16 protein-coding genes are annotated in these 20379 nt (G+C 72.9%); 15 read left to right on the top strand and 1 reads right to left on the bottom strand.

All coding sequences use genetic code 11. From position 1 onward, the window contains the following. Positions 1-7: 7 nt before the first annotated feature. From ACZ51D_RS37605 to ACZ51D_RS37595, 3 genes are read left to right on the top strand one after another with little or no spacing between them, the layout of a single operon-like run. Entirely contained in the window at positions 8-1414 is a 1407-nt protein-coding gene (locus tag ACZ51D_RS37605; RefSeq protein ID WP_465623194.1) for a lysine N(6)-hydroxylase/L-ornithine N(5)-oxygenase family protein, read from the top strand. Continuing rightward, a complete protein-coding gene (locus tag ACZ51D_RS37600; protein WP_465623193.1) occupies positions 1392-3215 on the top strand; it encodes an IucA/IucC family protein in 1824 nt (607 codons plus the stop codon). The genes ACZ51D_RS37605 and ACZ51D_RS37600 overlap by 23 nt, the downstream gene beginning before the upstream one ends. A 12-nt stretch (positions 3216-3227) precedes the next feature. Further along, positions 3228-5342, top strand: coding sequence for an ATP-dependent DNA helicase (locus tag ACZ51D_RS37595; protein ID WP_465623191.1), 2115 nt, complete (start codon positions 3228-3230; stop codon positions 5340-5342). A gap of 176 nt (positions 5343-5518) precedes the next feature. Here the strand turns inward: ACZ51D_RS37595 and lexA are convergent, their stop codons facing one another. Next, the gene (gene lexA, locus ACZ51D_RS37590) at positions 5519-6304 is read right to left on the bottom strand and encodes a transcriptional repressor LexA (protein ID WP_465623249.1); all 786 of its coding nucleotides are present in this window, start codon (positions 6302-6304) and stop codon (positions 5519-5521) included. Positions 6305-6743: 439 nt separating this feature from the next. On the opposite strand from lexA, the gene nrdR reads away from it, so the two are divergent. The 12 genes from nrdR to ACZ51D_RS37530 all read left to right on the top strand — a co-directional run bounded on the left by nrdR (position 6744) and on the right by ACZ51D_RS37530 (position 20133). Beyond that, positions 6744-7244 (top strand): transcriptional regulator NrdR, encoded by a 501-nt coding sequence (nrdR, locus tag ACZ51D_RS37585; RefSeq protein WP_360505213.1) that lies wholly within the window; start codon positions 6744-6746, stop codon positions 7242-7244. Between the two features lie 210 nt (positions 7245-7454). After that, positions 7455-10325 carry a vitamin B12-dependent ribonucleotide reductase gene (locus ACZ51D_RS37580; RefSeq protein WP_465664770.1) on the top strand — a complete coding sequence of 957 codons (2871 nt, stop codon included), beginning with the start codon at positions 7455-7457 and terminating at the stop codon, positions 10323-10325. Positions 10326-10530: 205 nt separating this feature from the next. Then, a complete protein-coding gene (locus tag ACZ51D_RS37575; protein ID WP_465664769.1) occupies positions 10531-11298 on the top strand; it encodes an SDR family oxidoreductase in 768 nt (255 codons plus the stop codon). Positions 11299-11356: 58 nt separating this feature from the next. After that, positions 11357-11605 (top strand): RNA polymerase subunit sigma-70, encoded by a 249-nt coding sequence (locus ACZ51D_RS37570; RefSeq protein WP_465623185.1) that lies wholly within the window; start codon positions 11357-11359, stop codon positions 11603-11605. 3 nt (positions 11606-11608) lie between these two features. After that, a complete protein-coding gene (locus ACZ51D_RS37565; RefSeq protein WP_465664768.1) occupies positions 11609-12184 on the top strand; it encodes a Clp protease N-terminal domain-containing protein in 576 nt (191 codons plus the stop codon). Between the two features lie 360 nt (positions 12185-12544). Continuing rightward, positions 12545-14314 carry a sensor histidine kinase gene (locus ACZ51D_RS37560; protein WP_465664767.1) on the top strand — a complete coding sequence of 590 codons (1770 nt, stop codon included), beginning with the start codon at positions 12545-12547 and terminating at the stop codon, positions 14312-14314. Further along, the gene (locus tag ACZ51D_RS37555) at positions 14314-14766 is read left to right on the top strand and encodes a roadblock/LC7 domain-containing protein (RefSeq protein ID WP_360505225.1); all 453 of its coding nucleotides are present in this window, start codon (positions 14314-14316) and stop codon (positions 14764-14766) included. Before ACZ51D_RS37560 ends, ACZ51D_RS37555 begins: the two co-directional genes overlap by 1 nt. Next, complete coding sequence (locus ACZ51D_RS37550; RefSeq protein ID WP_360505226.1) at positions 14763-15131, top strand: DUF742 domain-containing protein; 369 nt, start codon at positions 14763-14765, stop codon at positions 15129-15131. The genes ACZ51D_RS37555 and ACZ51D_RS37550 overlap by 4 nt, the downstream gene beginning before the upstream one ends. After that, entirely contained in the window at positions 15112-15888 is a 777-nt protein-coding gene (locus ACZ51D_RS37545) for a GTP-binding protein (protein ID WP_465664766.1), read from the top strand. The genes ACZ51D_RS37550 and ACZ51D_RS37545 overlap by 20 nt, the downstream gene beginning before the upstream one ends. After that, complete coding sequence (locus ACZ51D_RS37540; protein WP_465664765.1) at positions 15885-17129, top strand: cytochrome P450; 1245 nt, start codon at positions 15885-15887, stop codon at positions 17127-17129. The genes ACZ51D_RS37545 and ACZ51D_RS37540 overlap by 4 nt, the downstream gene beginning before the upstream one ends. A gap of 129 nt (positions 17130-17258) precedes the next feature. Beyond that, entirely contained in the window at positions 17259-18473 is a 1215-nt protein-coding gene (locus ACZ51D_RS37535; protein ID WP_465664764.1) for a cytochrome P450 family protein, read from the top strand. 268 nt (positions 18474-18741) lie between these two features. Next, positions 18742-20133, top strand: a complete 1392-nt coding sequence (locus ACZ51D_RS37530) for an ABC transporter substrate-binding protein (RefSeq protein WP_465664763.1) — start codon at positions 18742-18744, stop codon at positions 20131-20133. Positions 20134-20379: the final 246 nt, after the last annotated feature.

The following is a 20379-nucleotide window of genomic DNA, read 5'->3' as shown; positions in this document are numbered from 1 at the left end:
ACACCCCGTGGACACCCCAGCATCGCCGCCGCCGTACGACCTGCTCGGCGTCGGCATCGGTCCGTTCAACCTCTCGCTCGCCGCGCTCGCCGAGCCCGTCCCCGGACTGCGCACGCTCTTCTGCGACCAGCGCCCGGAGTTCCGCTGGCACCACGGGATGCTGGTGGACGGAGCCCGGATGCAGGTGCCGTTCCTCGCCGACCTGGTCTCGCTGGTGGACCCGACCAACCCGTGGTCCTTCCTCAACTACCTGCGCGCACAGGACCGGCTGTTCCCGTTCTACTTTGCCGAGCGCTTCCAGCTGCCGCGCCGCGAGTACGACCACTACTGCCGCTGGGCCGCCGAGCGGCTGGCCAACTGCCGCTTCGGCACCGAAGTCACCGCCCTGCACTGGGACGCCCCGTTCTACCGGGTCGAGTTGACCGACACCGCGACCGGGCGACGGTCCTCCGTACGGGCCCGCAGCCTCGCCCTCGGCGTCGGCACCCGCCCGGTGCTGCCCGAAGCCTTCGCCGGCCTCGCCGGCCATCCGCGGGCCTTCCACTCCGCCGACTACCTGGACCGCCGCGCCGACCTGGCCGACGCCCGGGACATCACCGTGGTCGGCAGCGGACAGTCCGGCGCCGAGGTCTTCCTCGACCTGCTCCGCCGCCACGAGGGCGACGGCGTCCGGCTGCGCTGGCTCACCCGCACCCGGGCGCTCGCGCCCATGGAGTACTCCAAGCTCGGCCTGGAGCATTTCACCCCCGACTACACCCGCTACTTCCACGGCCTGCCCGGCCCCGTCCGGGACGCCCTGGTCACCGCCCAGTGGCAGCTCCACAAGGCCGCCAGCGCCGAGACCCTCGCCGAGATCCACGACCACCTCTACGAGCGCACCATCGGCCGCCCGATCGACACCGCCCCGGTCGAGATCACCCCCGGCACCGCCGTCACCGACGCCCGCCCCGGCCCCTGCGGCGGCCTCGAACTGCACTGCCGGCACACCGACTCCGGCGCCGAGCACGTCCTGCGCACCGACGCCCTGGTCCTCGCCACCGGCTACCGGGCCGCCCGCCCGGCCGCCCTCGAACCGCTCGCCGACCTGATCGACTGGGACGAGGCCGGACGCTACCGGGTCGACCTCGACCACCGCGTCGCCACCCGGCCCGGGCTCACCGGCGGCCTCTACGTCCAGAACGCCGAACTGCACACCCACGGCGTCGGCACCCCCGACCTCGGGCTCGGCGCCCACCGGGCCGCCGTGATCCTCAACGCCGTCACCGGGCGGACCGTCCACCGGCTGCCCGACCGCACCGCGTGGACCGGCTTCGCACCGCCCGTCCCGGCACCGCCCGTCCCCGCCCCCTTCGACCTGACCCCCGTCCTCCCTCGCCCCCAGGAGCTGACCCGTGCCGCAACCGTCGGCCGCTGAACCGCCGCTCTACCTGCCCCCGCACCTCACCGCCGGGCACTGGCAGCGGGCCGGCTGCGCCCTGCTGGCCAAGATGCTCGGCGAGTTCGCCTACGAGGAACTGCTCAAACCCGTCCCCGGGGCCCTCGACGGCGAGTACCTGCTGAAACTGCCCGAGGCCGAGTACCGGTTCACCGCCCGGCGCGGCGCCTACGACGGCTGGCAGGTCGACCCGGAATCCGTCCGCTGCTCCCGCCCCGACGGCCTGGACCCGCTGCGCTTCCTCCCGTACGCCCGGCAGACCCTCGGGATGCGCGGCGAGACCACCGCCCACCTGATCCGCGAGCTCTCCGCCACCCTGACCGCCGACGCCCGCCAGCTCGCCACCGCGCTCACCGCCGCCGAACTCGCCGAGCTCGACCACCCCGCACTGGAGGGCCGGCAGGGCGGCCACCCCTGGATCGTCCCCAACAAGGGCCGGATCGGCTTCTCCGCCGCCGACGCCGCCCGCTGGAGCCCGGAGGCCCGCAGCCCGCGCCCGCTGCCCTGGATCGCCGTCCACCGCCGGCTCGCCGAGTACCGGGGCGTGCCCGGCCTGGAGCGGCCCGAGCAGCTGTACGCCCGCGAGCTGGACGACGTGGACGCGCTGCGCGCCGCGCTCGGCCCGGACGCCGACGACTACCTGCTGCTGCCCGTCCACCCCTGGCAGTGGGACGAGACGATCCTGCCGCTGTTCGCGCCCTGGATCGCCTCCGGTGAGATCGTCCCGCTGCCCTCGGACGGCGCCCCACGGCTGCCCCAGCAGTCCATCCGCTCCTTCTTCAACACCGCCCGCCCCGAGCGCTGCACCGTCAAACTGCCGCTGTCCATCCTCAACACCCTGGTCTGGCGCGGCCTGCCCACCGAACGCACCCTGGCCGCGCCCGCCGTCACCGCCTGGCTGCACGGCCTGCGCGACGCCGACCCGTTCCTGCGCGACGAGTGCCGGGTGATCCTGCTCGGCGAGATCGCCTCCGTCACCGTCGACCACCCGCTGTACCGGGAGATGCCCGAGGCGCCGTACCAGTACAAGGAACTGCTCGGCGCGATCTGGCGCGAACCGCTCGGCCCCTGCCTGGACGGCGGCGAGCGGGCCCGCACCCTCGCCGCCCTGCTGCAGACCGGCTCCGACGGGCGGGCGCTCGCCGCCGAACTGATCGCCCGCTCCGGCCTCACCCCGGCCGAGTGGACCGGCCGGCTGTTCGCCGCGATGCTGCCGCCGCTGCTGCACTTCCTCTACCGGTACGGGCTGGTCTTCTCCCCGCACGGCGAGAACGCCATCGTGGTCTTCGACGAACGGGACACCCCGACCCGGCTCGCGGTCAAGGACTTCGTGGACGACGTCAACCTCAGCTCGCAGGACCTGCCCGAGCTGCGCGACCTGCCCGCCGAGGTCGCCGACGTACTGCTGCGGGAGCGCCCGCAGGGGCTCTGCCAGTTCCTCCACTCCGGACTGTTCATCGGCGTCTTCCGCTACCTCGCCCCGCTGCTGGAGGCGCAGACCGGACTGCCCGAGACCGAGTTCTGGGCCCTGCTGCGCGCCGAGATCCGCCGCCACCAGGACCGCTTCCCCGAGCTGCGCGAGCGCTTCGAGCTGTTCGACCTGTTCCTGCCCCGGATCGAGCGGCTCTGCCTCAACCGCAACCGGCTGATCCTCGACGGCTACCAGGACCGCCCGCACCGCCCGCACGCCGCCCGGTTCGGGACCGTGCCGAACGCACTGGTGGAGGTGGACGTCCGGCTGCCCGCGAGACGGGACCGGATTGTCACCCCCGCCCCGTAGGCTGGGAGGGTCATGACGAACGACTCCGAATCCCAGCTCGCGGCGGACCTCGGCGAAGACGCCGGCGAGCCCGTCACCGTCCCGCGCTCGCGGATCCCCGACCTGCTGCACGCCGCCGTGGCGGCCGTCGGCGGCGTCGAGCGCCCCGGCCAGGTCCGGATGGCCGAGGCCGTCGCCGACGCCGTCGACCACAGCGAGCACCTGCTCGTCCAGGCCGGCACCGGCACCGGGAAATCCCTCGCCTACCTGGTGCCCGCGCTCGCCCACGGGGACCGCGTGGTGGTCGCCACCGCCACCCTCGCCCTGCAACGCCAGCTGGTGGAGCGGGACTTGCCGCGCACCGTCGAGGCGCTGCATCCGGTGCTGCGCCGCCGCCCGCTGTTCGCGATGCTCAAGGGCCGCTCCAACTACCTGTGCCTGCACCGGGCCAACGAGGGCACCCCGAGCGAGGAGGGCGAGGGCCTCTTCGACCCGGTGGACGCGCTCGGCGGGCCCACCGGCAAGCTCGGCCAGGACGTGCTGCGGCTGCGCGACTGGGCCGAGGAGACCGACACCGGGGACCGCGACGACATGAGCCCCGGCGTCTCCGACAAGGCCTGGGCCCAGCTGGCGGTCACCTCCAAGGAGTGCCTGGGCGCCACCCGCTGCGCGTACGGGCAGGAGTGCTTCGCCGAGAAGGCGCGGGAGCGGGCCAAGCTGGCGGACGTCGTCGTCACCAACCACGCGATGCTCGCGATCGACGCGATCGAGGGCGCGCCGGTGCTGCCCGAGCACGGGCTGCTGATCGTGGACGAGGCGCACGAGCTGGTCAACCGGGTCACCGGCGCGGCCACCGCCGAGCTGACCGTCGGCGCGGTCAACCGGGCCGTGAAGCGGGCCGCCCGGCTTGCCAACGAGAAGGCCGTCGACGCCCTGCAGGCCGCCGCCGAGAACTACCACGGCCTGATGGAGACCGCCCAGCCCGGCCGGGTCGAGGAACTGCCCGAGTACCTGGCGTACGCGGTCACCGCGATCCGGGACGCCGCCCGCCAGGTGATCAGCTCGCTGGGGGAGACCAGGGACAAGGCGCTCAGCGACGAGGACGCCGTCCGCAAGCAGGCGATGGCCTCCGCCGAGACGGTGCACGAGACCGCCGAGCGGCTGCTGGAGGACTCCGAGTACGACGTGGTCTGGATCGAGCGCAGCGACCGCTACGGGCTGGGCACCGCCTCGCTGCGGGTCGCCCCGCTGAGCGTCTCCGGGCTGCTGCGCGAGGGCCTGTACAAGGAGCGCTCGGTCGTCCTCACCTCGGCCACCCTCAAGCTCGGCGGGGACTTCAACGGCGTCGCCGCCTCCGTCGGCCTGCCCTCCGAGACGCGGCTGCCGGACGTCCGGACAGCCGGGGACAACCCGGAGCCCGGCCCCGGCTTCGGCGAGGACGCGGTGCCGCACTGGCGCGGGATCGACGTCGGCTCGCCGTTCAAGTACCCCAAGCAGGGCATCCTGTACGTCGCCAAGCACCTGGCCGATCCCGGGCGCGATCCCGAACGGCCCGACATGCTCGACGAGTTGGCCGAGCTGATCGGCGCGGCCGGCGGGCGGACGCTGGGCCTGTTCTCCTCGATGCGCGGCGCCCAGACGGCCGCCGAGGCGATGCGGGAGCGGCTCGACCAGCGGATCCTGCTCCAAGGGGAGGACACCCTGGGCGAGTTGATCCGCGAGTTCGCCTCGGACGCCTCCACCTGCCTGTTCGGCACGCTCTCGCTCTGGCAGGGCGTGGACGTGCCCGGCTCGGCCTGCCAGCTGGTCGTGATGGACCGGATCCCGTTCCCGCGACCGGACGACCCGCTGATGAGCGCCCGGCAGAAGGACGTCGAACAGCGCGGCGGCAACGGCTTCATGGCGGTCGCGGCCACGCACGCGGCGCTGCTGATGGCGCAGGGCGCCGGCCGGCTGGTCCGCGCGGCGGACGACCGGGGCGTGGTGGCAGTGCTCGACCCGCGGGTGGAGACCAAGCGGTACGGGAGCTTCTTCCGCTCCTCGATGCCCGAGTTCTGGTACACCACGGACCGCAACCAGGTGCGCCGCTCGCTGGCGGCGATCGACGCCTCGGCGGCACCGGTGCGGCCGGTGACGAAGCGGGGCTGAGGCCGCGGGGCTGAGGCCGCGGGCTCAGGTCGCGGGACTCAGGTCGCGGGCCGAAGACGGGCGCGAAGAGGCCTTCGTAGAGGCCTTCGAAGACGCCGGAGGGGCTCCCCGCACGTGCGGTGGAGCCCCTTCCCGGTGTCGTGGGCCCGTCGTGCGTGCGGCGGGCCGCCGGATGCTCAGAGGCGGCGCAGGACCGCGACGACCTTGCCCAGGATGGTCGCGTTGTCGCCGTTGATCGGCTCGTACGCCGGGTTGTGCGGCATCAGCCAGATCCGGCCGTCCTCGCGCTTGAGCCGCTTGACGGTGGCCTCGCCGTCGATCATCGCGGCCACGATGTCGCCGTTCTCGGCGACCGGCTGGCGGCGCACGGTGACCCAGTCGCCGTCGCAGATGGCCGCCTCGATCATCGAGTCGCCGCGCACGGTGAGCGCGAACAGCTCGCCCTCGCCGACCAGTTGGCGGGGCAGCGGGAAGACGTCCTCGACCGTCTGCTCGGCCAGGATCGGCCCGCCGGCGGCGATCCGGCCGACCAGCGGCACGTAGGAGGTGGACGGGCGGCCGGCCGTCTCGGCGGTGTTCGGGCGGGCCACCTCGACGCCGCGGACCTCGTAGGCGCGCGGACGGTGCGGGTCCCGGCGCAGGAAGCCCTTGCGCTCCAGGGCCATCAGCTGGTGGGCCACCGAGGAGGTGCTGGACAGGCCGACGGCCTGGCCGATCTCACGCATGGACGGCGGGTACCCCCGGCGCTGGACGGAATCCCGGATGACCTCGATCACCCGGCGCTGGCGCTCGGTGAGGCCGGCCTCGTCGGTGCGGATCCCGGGGGGGCGGCCCGGCATCGCGCGGGCGGGCGAGGCGTGGGCGTCGTCCATGGCGGATGAGTGTTCGATCGGCTGGTCGGGCACGCGGTTGGGGCCGGAAAGGGCCGTGCCGGACAGGCGGTGGTCTTCGCTGCGGTCCATGCTGATGTCCACGCTCTGCTGATTCGTGGTGCGCTGCCCCACCTTGAACTGGGAGTGTTCCTGCACCGGGATGGTGTTGCTTTCGATCGTGTTCACGGCGGCCCCTCTCGTCGGCTGTCCTCTCCCCTTTTCCAGCCCAACGCACCTCCTATCGAAAGGTTGCGCCAAACACACGTTCGAGTGAATTATTCGGGACTTGGCTGACTCGATCAAGGCTTTGTTGTACATCGAGTAAATGTTCGAGTGAAACTCGACTCCGGCAGTCTAATCGGCGCCGACACGCCAGGGGTGTCGCTTCCCCCGGAGACCTACATCTAGTGGTTACAGTCCTCTCCGTGCCCAGTACTAGTGGTTACGGCGCATGATCAGCTTGCCGAGGCCGGGGTCGTATCGCATAGACTCAACAGGTCCGCCCGTTTCGCCATGGAGGGATCCACAGGTGCACTGCCCCTTCTGCCGGCACTCCGACAGCCGCGTTGTCGACAGCCGGACCACCGAAGACGGCAGCTCCATCCGCAGGCGTCGGCAGTGCCCGGACTGCAGCCGCCGCTTCACCACGGTGGAGACGGCCGCGCTGATGGTCATCAAGCGCAGCGGCGTCACCGAGCCGTTCTCCCGGCAGAAGGTCATCACCGGCGTCCGCAAGGCCTGCCAGGGCCGACCGGTCACCGAGGACGCCCTCGCCCAGCTCGGCCAGCGGGTCGAGGAGTGCGTACGCGCCAGCGGCAACGCCGAGCTGACCACCCACGACGTGGGGCTGGCCATACTCGGCCCGCTCAAGGAACTCGACGTGGTCGCCTTCCTGCGATTCGCCAGCGTGTACCAGGCGTACGACGGACTGGAAGACTTCGAGGCCGCCATCGCGGAACTCCGCGCAGAACGGCCCCGCACCCCGGAGACGGACGACACCCGTGTGTCCGTCTCCGCCGCCGCGCCCTAGGAGGCGCCGGCGCACCGGCCCCCAGTCGGGGCCCAGCCGCACCACATCGGCCCCACGGGGCCCCGGCGTGCCCGGAAACGGGGCGCAGAACACTACAAACCGTGCGAATACAGGCAGGGTCTCCGCCTGTCCGCACACCGGAAGAACGAACCAGCGGTGCCCGGACTTTTCAGGGCACTACGGGCGTTTGCCCAGGAGGAGGAGCGAGAAGTGACAGACACCACGAGCGGTTCCGCGCGCGGGTCGAAGTCCGAGAAGGCCGCGGCCAAGGGCGCCAAGGCCCCCAAGGGCGGTCTGCGGATGGAGCGCATCCACACCACTCCTGGCGTGCACCCGTACGACGCGGTCCGCTGGGAGCGGCGTGACGTCGTCATGACCAACTGGCGTGACGGATCGATCAACTTCGAGCAGCGCGGCGTCGAGTTCCCCGACTTCTGGTCGGTCAACGCCGTCAACATCGTCACGTCCAAGTACTTCCGCGGCGCCGTCGGCGCCCCCCAGCGGGAGTGGAGCCTCAAGCAGATCATCGACCGCGTGGTGCTCACCTACCGCGCCGCCGGCGAGAAGCACGGCTACTTCGCCACCACGGACGACGCCGAGATCTTCGAGCACGAGCTGACCCACGCCCTCCTCCACCAGGTGTTCAGCTTCAACTCGCCGGTCTGGTTCAACGTCGGCACCAAGCAGCCCCAGCAGGTCAGCGCCTGCTTCATCCTGTCCGTCGACGACTCCATGGAGTCGATCCTCGACTGGTACAAGGAAGAGGGCATGATCTTCAAGGGCGGCTCCGGCGCCGGCCTCAACCTCTCCCGGATCCGCTCCTCCAAGGAGCTGCTCTCCTCCGGCGGCAACGCCTCCGGCCCGGTCTCCTTCATGCGCGGCGCCGACGCCTCCGCCGGCACCATCAAGTCCGGCGGCGCCACCCGCCGCGCGGCCAAGATGGTCGTGCTGGACGTCGACCACCCGGACGTCGAAGCCTTCATCGAGACCAAGGTGAAGGAAGAGGAGAAGATCCGCGCCCTGCGCGACGCGGGCTTCGACATGGACCTCGGCGGGGACGACATCGCCTCCGTCCAGTACCAGAACGCCAACAACTCGGTCCGCGTCTCCGACGAATTCATGACCGCCGTCGAGAACGGCACCGAATTCGGCCTGCGCGCCCGGATGACCGGCGAGGTCATCGAGACCGTCGACGCGAAGAAGCTGTTCCGCAAGATGGCCGAGGCCGCCTGGGCCTGCGCCGACCCCGGCATCCAGTACGACTCCACCATCAACCATTGGCACACCTGCCCGGAGTCCGGCCGCATCAACGCGTCCAACCCCTGCTCCGAGTACATGCACCTGGACAACTCCAGCTGCAACCTCGCCTCGCTCAACCTGATGAAGTTCCTGCGCGACGACGACACGTTCGACGCCGAGCGCTTCGCCAAGGTCGTCGAGCTGGTCATCACCGCGATGGACATCTCCATCTGCTTCGCCGACTTCCCGACCGAGAAGATCGGCGAGACCACCCGCGCCTACCGCCAGCTCGGCATCGGCTACGCCAACCTCGGCGCCCTGCTGATGGCCACCGGCCACGCCTACGACAGCGAGGGCGGCCGCGCCCTGGCCGGCGCCATCACCTCGCTGATGACCGGCACCGCCTACCGCCGCGGCGCCGAACTCGCCGGTGTCGTCGGCCCGTACGACGGCTACGCCCGCAACGCGACCGCCCACCAGCAGGTCATGAAGCAGCACGCGGACGCCTCGCTCGACGCCGTCTCGCTGGACGAGCTGGACGCCCCGGTCTGGCTGGCGGCCAACAAGACCTGGCAGGACGTCGTGCGCCTCGGCGCGCAGAACGGCTTCCGCAACGCCCAGGCCTCCGTGCTGGCCCCGACCGGCACCATCGGCCTGATGATGGACTGCGACACCACCGGCGTCGAACCCGACCTGGCCCTGGTCAAGTTCAAGAAGCTCGTCGGCGGCGGCTCGATGCAGATCGTCAACGGCACCGTCCCGCGCGCCCTCACCCGCCTCGGCTACCAGGACGAGCAGATCGAGGCGATCGTCGCCCACATCGCCGAGCACGGCAACGTGGTGGACGCGCCGGGCCTGCGGTCCGAGCACTACGAGGTGTTCGACTGCGCGATGGGCGAGCGCTCCATCTCGCCGATGGGGCACGTGCGGATGATGGCGGCGATCCAGCCGTGGATCTCCGGCGCCATCTCCAAGACGGTCAACATGCCGGCCGCCGCGACCGTCGAGGACGTTGAGGAGATCTACTTCGAGGCGTGGAAGATGGGCGTCAAGGCGCTCGCCATCTACCGCGAAAACTCGAAGGTCGGCCAGCCGCTCTCGGCCAAGAAGAAGGAATCCGAGGCCAAGGCCGAGGAAACCCCGGCCGCCGCGGTCGAGAAGATCGTTGAGTACCGCCCGGTCCGCAAGCGCCTGCCCAAGGGCCGTCCCGGCATCACGACCTCCTTCACGGTCGGTGGCGCCGAGGGTTACATGACCGCCAACTCCTACCCGGACGACGGCCTCGGCGAGGTCTTCCTGAAGATGTCCAAGCAGGGCTCGACCCTCGCGGGCATGATGGACGCCTTCTCCATCGCCGTCTCGGTCGGCCTGCAGTACGGCGTGCCGCTGGAGACCTATGTCTCCAAGTTCACCAACATGCGCTTCGAGCCGGCCGGTCTGACCGACGACCCGGACGTGCGGATGGCGCAGTCGATCGTCGACTACATCTTCCGCCGCCTGGCGCTGGACTTCCTGCCGTTCGAGACCCGCTCGGCGCTCGGCATCCACTCCGTCGAGGAGCGCCAGCGCCACCTGGAGACGGGCTCCTACGAGCCGCTGGAGGCCGAGGAGCTCGACACCGAGTCGCTCGCCCAGTCGGCCCCGGTGGTCGCCAAGCCGGCCCCGGCCGTCGAGGCGCCCAAGGCGGCCCCGAAGCAGGCCCACAACTCCACGGAGCTGATGGAGATCCAGCTCGGCCTCAACGCCGACGCCCCGCTCTGCTTCTCCTGCGGCACCAAGATGCGCCGCGCCGGCAGCTGCTACCTCTGCGAGGGCTGCGGCTCCACCAGCGGCTGCAGCTGATCATCGGATGACCGTCGGCGGCCGCCGGCTCTGACCGCCGGCTCCGGCCGTCGGTGCTGACCCCGCGTGGTGAGCCACCGCTGAGGCGGGGCGAGGACTTCATGTCCTCGCCCCGCCTTTTTCGTTTCCTGAACCGCCGATGTCACGGATCGGGGCCGTGGCCGGTCCGTAGGGGTGAAGGCGTTCCGGCGGAAGGAGTGGTGTGGTGAACGGGACGGTGCTGGTGACCGGGGCGACGGGGACGTTGGGGCGGGAGGTGGTGCGGCTGCTGGCGGCGCGCGGGGTGGCGGTGCGGGGGTTGAGCCGGCGGGCGCGGGGCGGGGGTGACGGGGTCGAGTGGGTGGTCGGGGACCTGGTGAGCGGGGTCGGGATCGCGGAGGCGATGGCCGGGGTCGAGGTGGTGGTGGACTGCGCGACCACGCAGAAGAAGACGGACGTGGCGGCGGTCCGGACGCTGGTGGCGCGGGCGCGCGAGGCGGGGGTGCGGCACCTGGTGTACGTGTCGATCGTGGGGATCGACCGGGTGCCGCTCGCGTACTACAGGACGAAGCTGGCCTGTGAGCGGCTGGTGCGGGAGTCGGGGCTGGGGTGGACGGTGCTGCGGGCGACGCAGTTCCACGACCTGGTGCTGAGGTTCTTCGACGCCTCGGTGAAGCTGCCGGTGTTCCCGGTGGTGTGCGGGGCGCGGGTCCAGCCGGTGGACGTCCGGGAGGTGGCGGCGGCGGTCGTCGGGCTGGTGGGGGAGGAGCCCGCCGGGTTCGCGCCGGAGGTGGGCGGGCCGCGGGTGCGGTCGTACCGGGACCTGGCCGAGGCGTACCTGCGGGCGGCGGGCAAGCGGCGGGTGCTGCTGCCGCTGCGGATGCCGGGGGCGGTGGGCCGGGGGTTGCGCGAGGGCGGGAACCTGACGCCGGAGCGCGCGGTGGGCGTGGGGACCTTCGAGGAGGCGCTGGAGCAGCGGTTCGGCAGCCGGTGAGGCCGGCGACTGTCAACCGGGGTTGACATCGGCGCGGGTGTCAACCAAAGTTGACAGCATGAGCGAGAGCGGAGAACTCGCGGCCGCGGCGAGCAGCCGTGACCCGGCCGTGGGGCTCCGGGCGGTCCGCGCCCTGCGCGATCTGGCGGACCGCCTGGAGACCCTGCAGGTGGGCAACGCCCGGTCGCAGGGCTGGTCCTGGCAGGACATCGCGGTCTGTCTCGGGGTGACCCGGCAGGCCGTGCACAAGAAGTACGCCCGGCGCGGAACCGGTACGGGAGCCGGCAAGGACGAGGACGGAGGCTGAGGGATGTTCGAGCGATTCACCGAGCCGGCGCGACAGGCGGTGGTCGGGGCCCAGCTGGAGGCACGCGCGCTGCGGCACGGCCACATCGGCACCGAGCACCTGCTCCTGGCGATCCTGGCGCAGCCGGAGGAGCCGTCGGCGGCCGTGCTGGTCGAGTCCGGGCTGGACCACGACACCGTGCTGCGAGCCGTGCGGCGGCTGTCCGTCGAGAAGGACGACGCCGCGGTGCTGGCCTCCATCGGGGTCGACCTGGACGCCGTCCGGGAGGCCGTCGAGTCGGTGTTCGGCGAGGGGGCGCTGGATGCCCCGTCCGAGGAGGAGGGGAAGCGCCGCGGCTGGTTCCGGTCCGCCGCGGCCTCCGCGCCCGGGCCGGGGAGGCTGCCGTTCAGCCCCCGGGCGAAGAAGGCCCTGGAGCTTTCGCTGCGGGAGGCGCTGCGGCTGAAGTCGGGAGAGATCGGGGTCGGGCACCTGCTGCTGGGCGTGCTCCGCGAGGGGGAGGGGCCGGCGGTGCGGGTGATCGTCGACCACGGACTGGACCCGAAGGCCGTCCGGGAGGCGATCGAGCGGACGTCGGGTTGAACCCCGGGCTGTGAACCCCAGTCTGTGAACCTCCGGCTGCGAACCCCCGGAGGTGGCCCCCCGGCTGCGGACCCCGGCCGTGAAGTCCAGGGTGTGAACCTGGCCGCTCGGTCGTGCGGGGGTTGCGTCGCCAATCGGTGTAAGGGACGTGGATGAAGGAGACTGCCCGTCAACTGGCCACTTGAGGGCAATGTCTGAATCGATATGATCGGCCGAAAGCGTGAACCGATCAGCCGCCCGGAGACGTTTGATGACGTCGCCGGGCGGTCTGGTATGCGCCCCACCCAGCTGTCGGCGGTCGCGACCGTCGCCGATTCGCCGCCGTGCCGCCGCCCGCCGACGTTGCCGAGGACCGCCCCGATGAGAGAAGCCACCAGCCCCGACGGCCGGCCGCGCCGACGACCCGCGCCGCGCACCGTCGCCCTGACCGCGGCCGCCGTCCTGCTGGCGCTGGTCGCCGCACCGGTCGGCGTCACCCGGGCCCTGAGCGCGCACCAGCCGCTCACCGCCCTCGCCGTGGGCGCCGTCGCCGTCCTCTGGCTGATCGCCGTCGGCCTCGCGGCGACCGGCGCCGAGCGCTCCCGCAGGCTCGCCGAGGACGTGGCGGAGCAGCACCGGGAGACGATGACGGCGCTGGTCGTGGCCGGCTCCGCCCGGCAGGCCGAGACGGCGGCCAAGGGGCGGGCCACCGCCGCCGAGGCCGAGCGGGACGCCGCCCGTGCCGGGCAGGCCCGCGCCGAGGGGGACGTCGCCGCCGCGCACGCCGAGCTGGACCGGGTGCGCGCCGAGCTCGACGCCGAGCGGGCCGGCCTGGAGGCGGAGCGGGCGCGGGCCGAGTCCGAGCGCGCCGAGCTGGACCTGATCGCCGAGGGCGTCCTGCCCGAGGTGGTGAAGAAGCTGCGCGGGGGCGCGGCCGTGGACAGCGCGCTGGCCGCCCACCGCAAGCACCCGCAGTACGCGCTGCTGCGCGCCGTGGGTGAGGAGATCGGCCGGGGCGAGCGGCTGCGGGCCGCCGCGCTCGCGGTCTGCGCGACCGCCGCCGGACGGGTCCAGGCGCTGGCCACGAGCATGCACGCCGAGCTTCGCGAGATGCAGCACCGGCACGACGAGGAGGTCCTCGGCGACCTGCTGAGCCTGGATCACTCGACCGCCCAGGCGGGTCGGATGGCCGACAGCATCGCGGTGCTGACCGGTGCCCGCTCGGGCCGCCGCTGGGCCAAGCCGATCGCGGTGGAGTCGGTGCTGCGCGGCGCGCTCGGCCGGATCGGTGCCTACCAGCGGGTACGGCTGCACAACGCCAGCACCGCCGCGGTGGCCGGGTACGCCGCCGAGGGTGTCATGCACGCGCTGGCCGAGCTGCTGGACAACGCCACCAACTTCTCCGCCCCGCCGGCCGAGGTGCACGTCTACGTCGAGGAGGTGCCCGCCGGACTGGTGGTCACCGTCGAGGACAGCGGCCTCGGCCTGGGCGACGGCTGGCTGCGCCGGGCCGAACGGGCCGTCTCCGCCGAGCCGCTGGACCTCACCACGCTCTCCGCCGGTACCCGGCTGGGGCTCGCGGTGGTCGGCGTGCTGGCGCGCAAGCACGGGCTGCAGGTCTCCTTCCGGCCGTCCGCGCGCGGCGGCACGGGCGTGGTGATGCTGATCCCGCAGCAGCTGGTGTCGCACCCGGCCCCGGCGCCCGCCCCGGCCGCCGTCCCGACGCAGGCGCCGACCGTGGAGTCCGCGCGCCCCGCGCTCACTCCGGCACGCCCGGCGCCCGCACGTCCGGCCCCCACGCCCCTGCCGCCGGCGCCCGCCGCGCCGACCGCGCTCACCGCCCCGGCCGCACCCGCCCCGCTCACCGCCGCCCCCCTGCCGCCCGCGCCCGCCCGGATGACCGACAGCGGCCTGCCGCAGCGCCGGCGCGGGCAGACGCTGACCACCGCCCCGGCGTCGGACCGGACCGCGAAGCCCGTCCGCGCCGACGCGGTGAGCGCGGCCGCCCGGTTCGGCGCGTTCCGCCGGGCCGCCGCCCGTCCGATGGAGGGCGAGCAGCGCTCCACCGCGACGCCGACCACGGACACCGGCACCGTCACCGGTACCGACACCCCGCCCGACGCTTCCCCCGTCACCGAGAAGGACACCTGATGAGCAGCGCCCCCGACCGCGACCTCGACTGGCTGTTGGAAAACCTGCTGGCGGCAACCCCCGGCACCCGGCACGCCCTGGTTCTCTCCGCCGACGGCCTCAAGCTCTGCCACACCGCCGGGCTGAGCACCGACCAGGCCGACCAACTGGCCGCGATCGCGTCCGGTCTGCAGAGCCTGGCGCACGGCGCCTCGATCGAGTTCGGTGACGGCAGCGGCGGCGTCCGGCAGTCGATGACCGAGTTCCACGGCGGCATCCTGTGCATCGTGGCCGCCGGTGAGGGAGCGCACCTCGCAGTGGTCACGGACGACGACGCGGACGTCGGCGTGGTCGGCCACAACATGCACGGCCTGATCGAGCAGATCGGCGTCCACCTCAGCGCACCGGCCCGCAGCGCGGAGGACGGGGCGACGGGCGGGAGCGCCGCCACACCGGAGGGCGCGGGGATATGACCGACGGGCCGGTGCTGCCGGGCCGTGACGACGACCCGGACCGCCTCTACACCATCACCAAGGGCCGCAGCCGCGCCCCGGAGAACGCCTTCGACCTGGTCACCCTGATCGTCGCCGAGCGGCAGCCGACGCCCGGGATGCAGTCGGAGCACGTCCGGATCCTGCGGATGTGCGAGGCCCCGACCGCCGTCGTGGAGGTGGCGGCGGAGCTGGCGCTGCCCGTCTCGGTGGTGAAGATCCTGCTCGGCGACCTGCTGGAGTCCGGGGGGATCACCGCCCGCCACCCCCGGTTCGCGCCGAACAAGGCCCGGCTGCCCGACCTCGACACGCTGAAGCAGGTGCTGCATGGCCTCCAACGGCTCTGACGTCCGGCCCGCCGCCGAGCGCACCCCGCTGCGGGCGACCGCCGACAACGCGCTGAAGATCGTCGTGGTCGGCGGCTTCGGCGTGGGCAAGACCACGCTGGTCGGCTCGGTCAGCGAGATCCGCCCGCTGAACACCGAGGAGGTGATGACCCGGGCGGGGGAGGGCATCGACCCGGCCGGCGCCTGGGGCAAGCGCTCCACCACGGTCGCCTTCGACTTCGGCCGGATCACCCTCTCCGCGCGGCAGGTGCTGTACCTGTTCGGCGCGCCAGGGCAGGAGCGCTTCTGGTTCCTCTGGGACCGGCTGTTCAGCGGCGCGCTGGGCGCGGTCGTCCTGGTGGACACCCGGCGGCTGGAGGAGTCCTGGCACGCGATCGACCGGCTGGAGCACCACGGCACCCCGTTCATCGTGGCCCGCAACAACTTCGGCGAGCCGACCCACACCCTGGAGCAGGTCCGCGAGGCGCTGGACCTGCCGGCCGAGGTGCCGCTGGTGGACTGCGACGCGCGCGACCGCGAGTCCGGCAAGCGGGTGCTGATCGAACTGGTCCACCACCTGGCGGCCCTGGCCGGGGCCGACCGGGCCGACCGGGCCGACCTGGCCGGAGCCGACGGAGCCGATGGAGCCGACGGGGTTGACCCGGCCAGGGACGCCGCGGCTGTGACTGTGGCTGCGGCCGCCCCGGCCCCCGGCTCCGAAGAGGCTGCCGCCCCGGCAGCGGCCCCCACCGCGATGTACGAGGAGAGCACCCCGTGACCGAGCCCGCCGCCACCCCGCCCCCGGGCTGCCCGGCGCACGCCGGCGCCACGCCGCTGTACGGGCCGCGCTTCCAGACCGACCCGGCCCAGCTCTACCGTGAGCTGCGCGCCGCGCACGGTCCGGTCGCCCCGGTCGAGCTGGCCGGCGGCGTGCCCGCCTGGCTGGTCATCGGCTACCGCGAGCTGCAGCTGGTGACCGGTCAGCCGCAGGTGTTCGGCCGGGACTCCAGCCGCTGGCACGCCTGGGAGACGCTGCCCGCCGACTGGCCGCTGAAGCCGATGATGGCGCCCGTCCCCTCGATCCTGTACGCCGAGGGCGAGGAGCACGTGCGGCGTTCGAGCGCGGTCACCGACGCGCTGGCCGGGATCGACCCGTACGAGCTGCGCAAGCACTCCGAGGAGGTCGCCGACCGGCTGATCGACGAGTTCGCCGGCCGCGGCGAGGCGGACCTGGTCGCCGAGTACGCGCACCGGATGCCGTTGCTGGTGCTGTGCCGGGTGTTCGGCCTGGACGAGGAGCAGGCGCCGCAGCTGATCGCGGCGCTGCTGGCGATGCTGGACGGCGGCCCGGACGCGCCGGCCGGTGCCCAGCGGCTGCTGGAGCTGATGCTCGCCCTGGTCGAGGAGAAGGCCGAGTTCCCGGGCGCCGACGTGGCCTCGCGGATGCTGGCGCACGAGGCCGGGCTGAGCCACGACGAGGTGATGCGCGACCTGCGGGTGCTGCTGATCGCCGGCCACCAGCCGTCCTCGTACTGGATCTCCAACGCGCTGCGGCTGATGCTCACCGACGAGCGGTTCGCCGCCTCGCTGGCGGGCGGTCGGCGCAGCATCAGCCAGGCACTGAACGAGGCGCTCTGGGAGGACACCCCGACGCAGATCTTCGCCGGGCGCTGGGCGGTCCGGGACACCCAGCTGGGCGGCCAGCGGATCGGCGCGGGCGACATGGTGCTGCTGGGCTTCGCCGGGGCGAACGCGGACCCGTCGGTGCGGCAGGCCGACGGCCGTCCGGCCGAGGGCAACCGGGCGCACATGAGCTACTCGTACGGCGAGCACGGCTGCCCGTTCCCGGCCCAGGAAGCGGCGGAGGTGATCGCGACCACCGCGATCGAGGTGCTGCTGGACCGGCTGCCGGACCTGCGGCTGGCGGTGGCCGAGCACGCGCTGGTGTGGCGGCCGTCGGCGTGGGTGCGCGGGCTGGTGGCGCTGCCGGTCTCGTTCACCCCGGGCCACCCGGCCTGACCCGTGCCCGGCCTGACCCGTGCCCGGCCTGACCCGTTGCCCGTCTAGCCCCGTCGCCGTCGAGAACCGGCGAAACCCGTCGACACGCACCGATACCGTCGATGCCCGTCCTCCGAAGGAGAGTTGCCGATGACCGCTGCCCAGGCCCCGATCGTCCTCGACCCGCTGGCCTGTGACAGCGCGGCCGAGGGCGCGCTGCTGCGCGCCGCCGGCCCGGTGGTGCCGGTCGAGCTGCCGGGCGGCGTGGCCGCCTGGGCGGTGACCCGGCACGCGGCGGCGCGCGAGCTGCTGACGGACGCCCGGCTGGTGAAGGACGCCGCGCACTGGGGGGCCTACCAGCGCGGTGAGGTGTCGAGGACCTGGCCGCTGATCGGCCTGGCGGTGCCCGGTCCGAGCATGGTGACCACGGACGGCGCCGAGCACCGCCGGCTGCGCGCGCTGGTCGCGCAGGCCTTCACCCCGCGCCGGGTGGAGCTGATGCGCCCGCGCGTCGAGGAGATCACCCGCGCGCTGCTGGACGGCCTGGCGGCGGGTGAGCCGGAGGTCGACCTGAAGGCGGCCTTCGCCTTCCCGCTGCCGATGACGGTGATCTGCTCGCTGCTGGGCGTGCCGGAGTCGGACCACGGCGTGCTGCGCGACCTGTACGAGCGGTTCTTCGGCATCAAGCCGGACCCGGCGGGCATCCAGGCGACCATCGCCGGGCTGAACGCCTTCGTCAACGACCTGGTGGCGCAGCGTCGTTCGGCCCCGGGTGAGGACCTGGCGAGCGTGCTGCTGGCGGCCGACACCGAGGGCGGGGCGCTGACCGACGCGGAGGCGGCGGCTACCCTGCGGGTGATCATCGCGGCCGGCCACGAGACCACGGTGAACCTGATCGGCAATGCGGTGCGGGCGCTGCTGGCGCACCCGGACCAGCTGGAGCTGGTGCGTTCGGGGCAGGTGTCCTGGGACGCGGCGGTGGAGGAGTCGCTCCGCTGGACGCCGCCGACCAGCAACTTCCTGTTCCGCTTCACCGCCGCGGACATCCCGGTGGGCGACGCGGTGATCCCGGCGGGCGAGCCGGTGCTGGTCTCGTACAACGCGATCGGCCGGGACCCGTTGCAGCACGGGGTGACGGCGGAGCTGTTCGACATCACCCGGGACCCGAGCCGGCACCTGTCCTTCGGTCACGGCCCGCACGTGTGCCCGGGCTCGCCGTTGGCCCGGCTGGAGGCGGGGGTCGCGCTGCCGGCGCTGTTCGCGCGGTTCCCGAAGCTGTCGCTCGCGGTGTCGGACGCCGAGCTGCGGCCGAGCCCGTCGCTGGTGGTGAACAGTCTGCTGGAGCTGCCGATCCGGCTGTTCTGACGTAGCGTCACGACATGGGCCCCGTCCGGGTTTCCGGGCGGGGTCTTCGACTTCTGGTGGGGGCGGTCCGGGAAACGCCTGGTTGTGGGTCACAGTCGGGACACCGGCTTGTGAAGGTCGAACGTGGACCTTGGCGGAGGGCGGCTGCTGCGTTAACGTCTTCGATCAGTCCGGCCGCCGTCCGCCCGTGATCCCCTCAGACCCATCTCCGGTACAGCGCAATGTCGTTCAGCCACCGTCGGCAGCACGCCCTGGCGAGGAGACCGCATTGACCACCACCGACCCGACCGCGCCGCAACCGCGTCACCGCCGCCGTCTGGCAGCCGTACCCGTCCTGGCGGCGGCACTGGCGCTGACCGCGGCCTGCTCCAACAGCTCCGGCGGTTCGGGTGACGGCGGAGGCGGCGCGACCCAGTCGCTGTCCGGCGACTGCGCCAAGTACCAGCAGTACGCCGGGCATTCGGGCACGACCGTGACGATGTTCGCCTCCATCCTGAGCCCGGAGTCGGACAACCTGGAGAAGTCCTGGTCCGAGTTCAGCAAGTGCACCGGGATCAAGATCAGCTACGAGGGGTCGAACGACTTCGAGTCGCAACTCCCCGTCCGGGTGGCCGGCGGCAACGCCCCGGACTTCGCGATCGTCCCGCAGCCGGGCCTGCTGGCGCAGATGGTCAAGAGCGGCAAGGTGGTGAAGCCGCCCGCCCAGACCGTCGCCAACCAGGACAAGTGGAGCCCGATCTGGAAGACCTACGGCTCGGTCAACGGCACCTTCTACGCGGCCCCGATGAGCGCCAACATGAAGTCGCTGGTCTGGTACTCGCCGAAGGCCTTCACGGCGGCCGGCTACGAGGCGCCGAAGACCTGGGCGGACCTGATGGCGCTCAGTGACAAGATCGCCAAGGCAGGCGGCCCCAAGCCGTGGTGCGGCGGCATCGCCTCCGGCACGGCCACCGGCTGGCCGGCCACCGACTGGCTGGAGGAGGTGGTGCTGGGCAGCTACGGCGGCGAGGTGTACGACCAGTGGGTCGGCCACCAGGTGAAGTTCTCCGACGAGAAGATCACCACGGCGATGAAGACGGTCGCCGACTGGATGCAGAACCCGGCCTGGACCAACGCGGGCTTCGGCGACGTGAAGTCGATCGCCACCACCACCTTCCAGGACGCGGGCACGCCGGTCCTGAGCGGCAAGTGCATGATGCTGCAGCAGGCCTCGTTCTACGAGGCGCAGTGGCCCAAGGGCACCAAGGTGGGCCCGGACGGGGACGTCTTCGCCTTCCACCTGCCCGCGGTCAACCCGTCCGTCGCCAACCCGGTCGAGGGCGGCGGCGAGTTCCTGGCCGCCTTCGCGAGCCGGCCCGAGGTGCAGGCGGTGCAGAACTACCTGTCCAGCTCGGACTGGGCGAGCAGCCGGGTGAAGACCGCGACCGGCTGGGTCTCGGCCAACCAGGGCGTGGACAAGAGCCTGTACACCGACCCGATCGACAAGCTGTCGGCCGAGGCGCTGACCGACCCGGCGGCCACCTTCCGCTTCGACGGCTCCGACCTGATGCCGGCCGCGGTCGGCGCCGGGCAGGAGTGGAAGTCGCTGACCGCCTGGTTCGCCGAGGGACAGTCGATCCAGAAGACCGCCGCCGACATCGACGCCGCCTGGCCGCAGTAGCCGGGCCGCCCCGGCCCCACGCAAGTTCGGGCACACCAGGACCACCTGTCGAGGGGGGGGGGGGGGCCCCCCCCCCCCCCCCCCCCCCCCCCCCCCCCCCCCCCCCCCCCCCCCCCCCCCCCCCCCCCCCCCCCCCCCCCCCCCCCCCCCCCCCCCCCCCCCCCCCCCCCCCCCCCCCCCCCCCCCCCCCCCCCCCCCCCCCCCCCCCCCCCCCCCCCCCCCCCCCCCCCCCCCCCCCCCCCCCCC

It is taken from the genome of Kitasatospora sp. NPDC033851 (assembly GCF_055576085.1).
The sequence above is the reverse complement of the archived record's forward strand: the minus strand, read 5'-3'. Positions and strand labels throughout refer to the sequence as shown.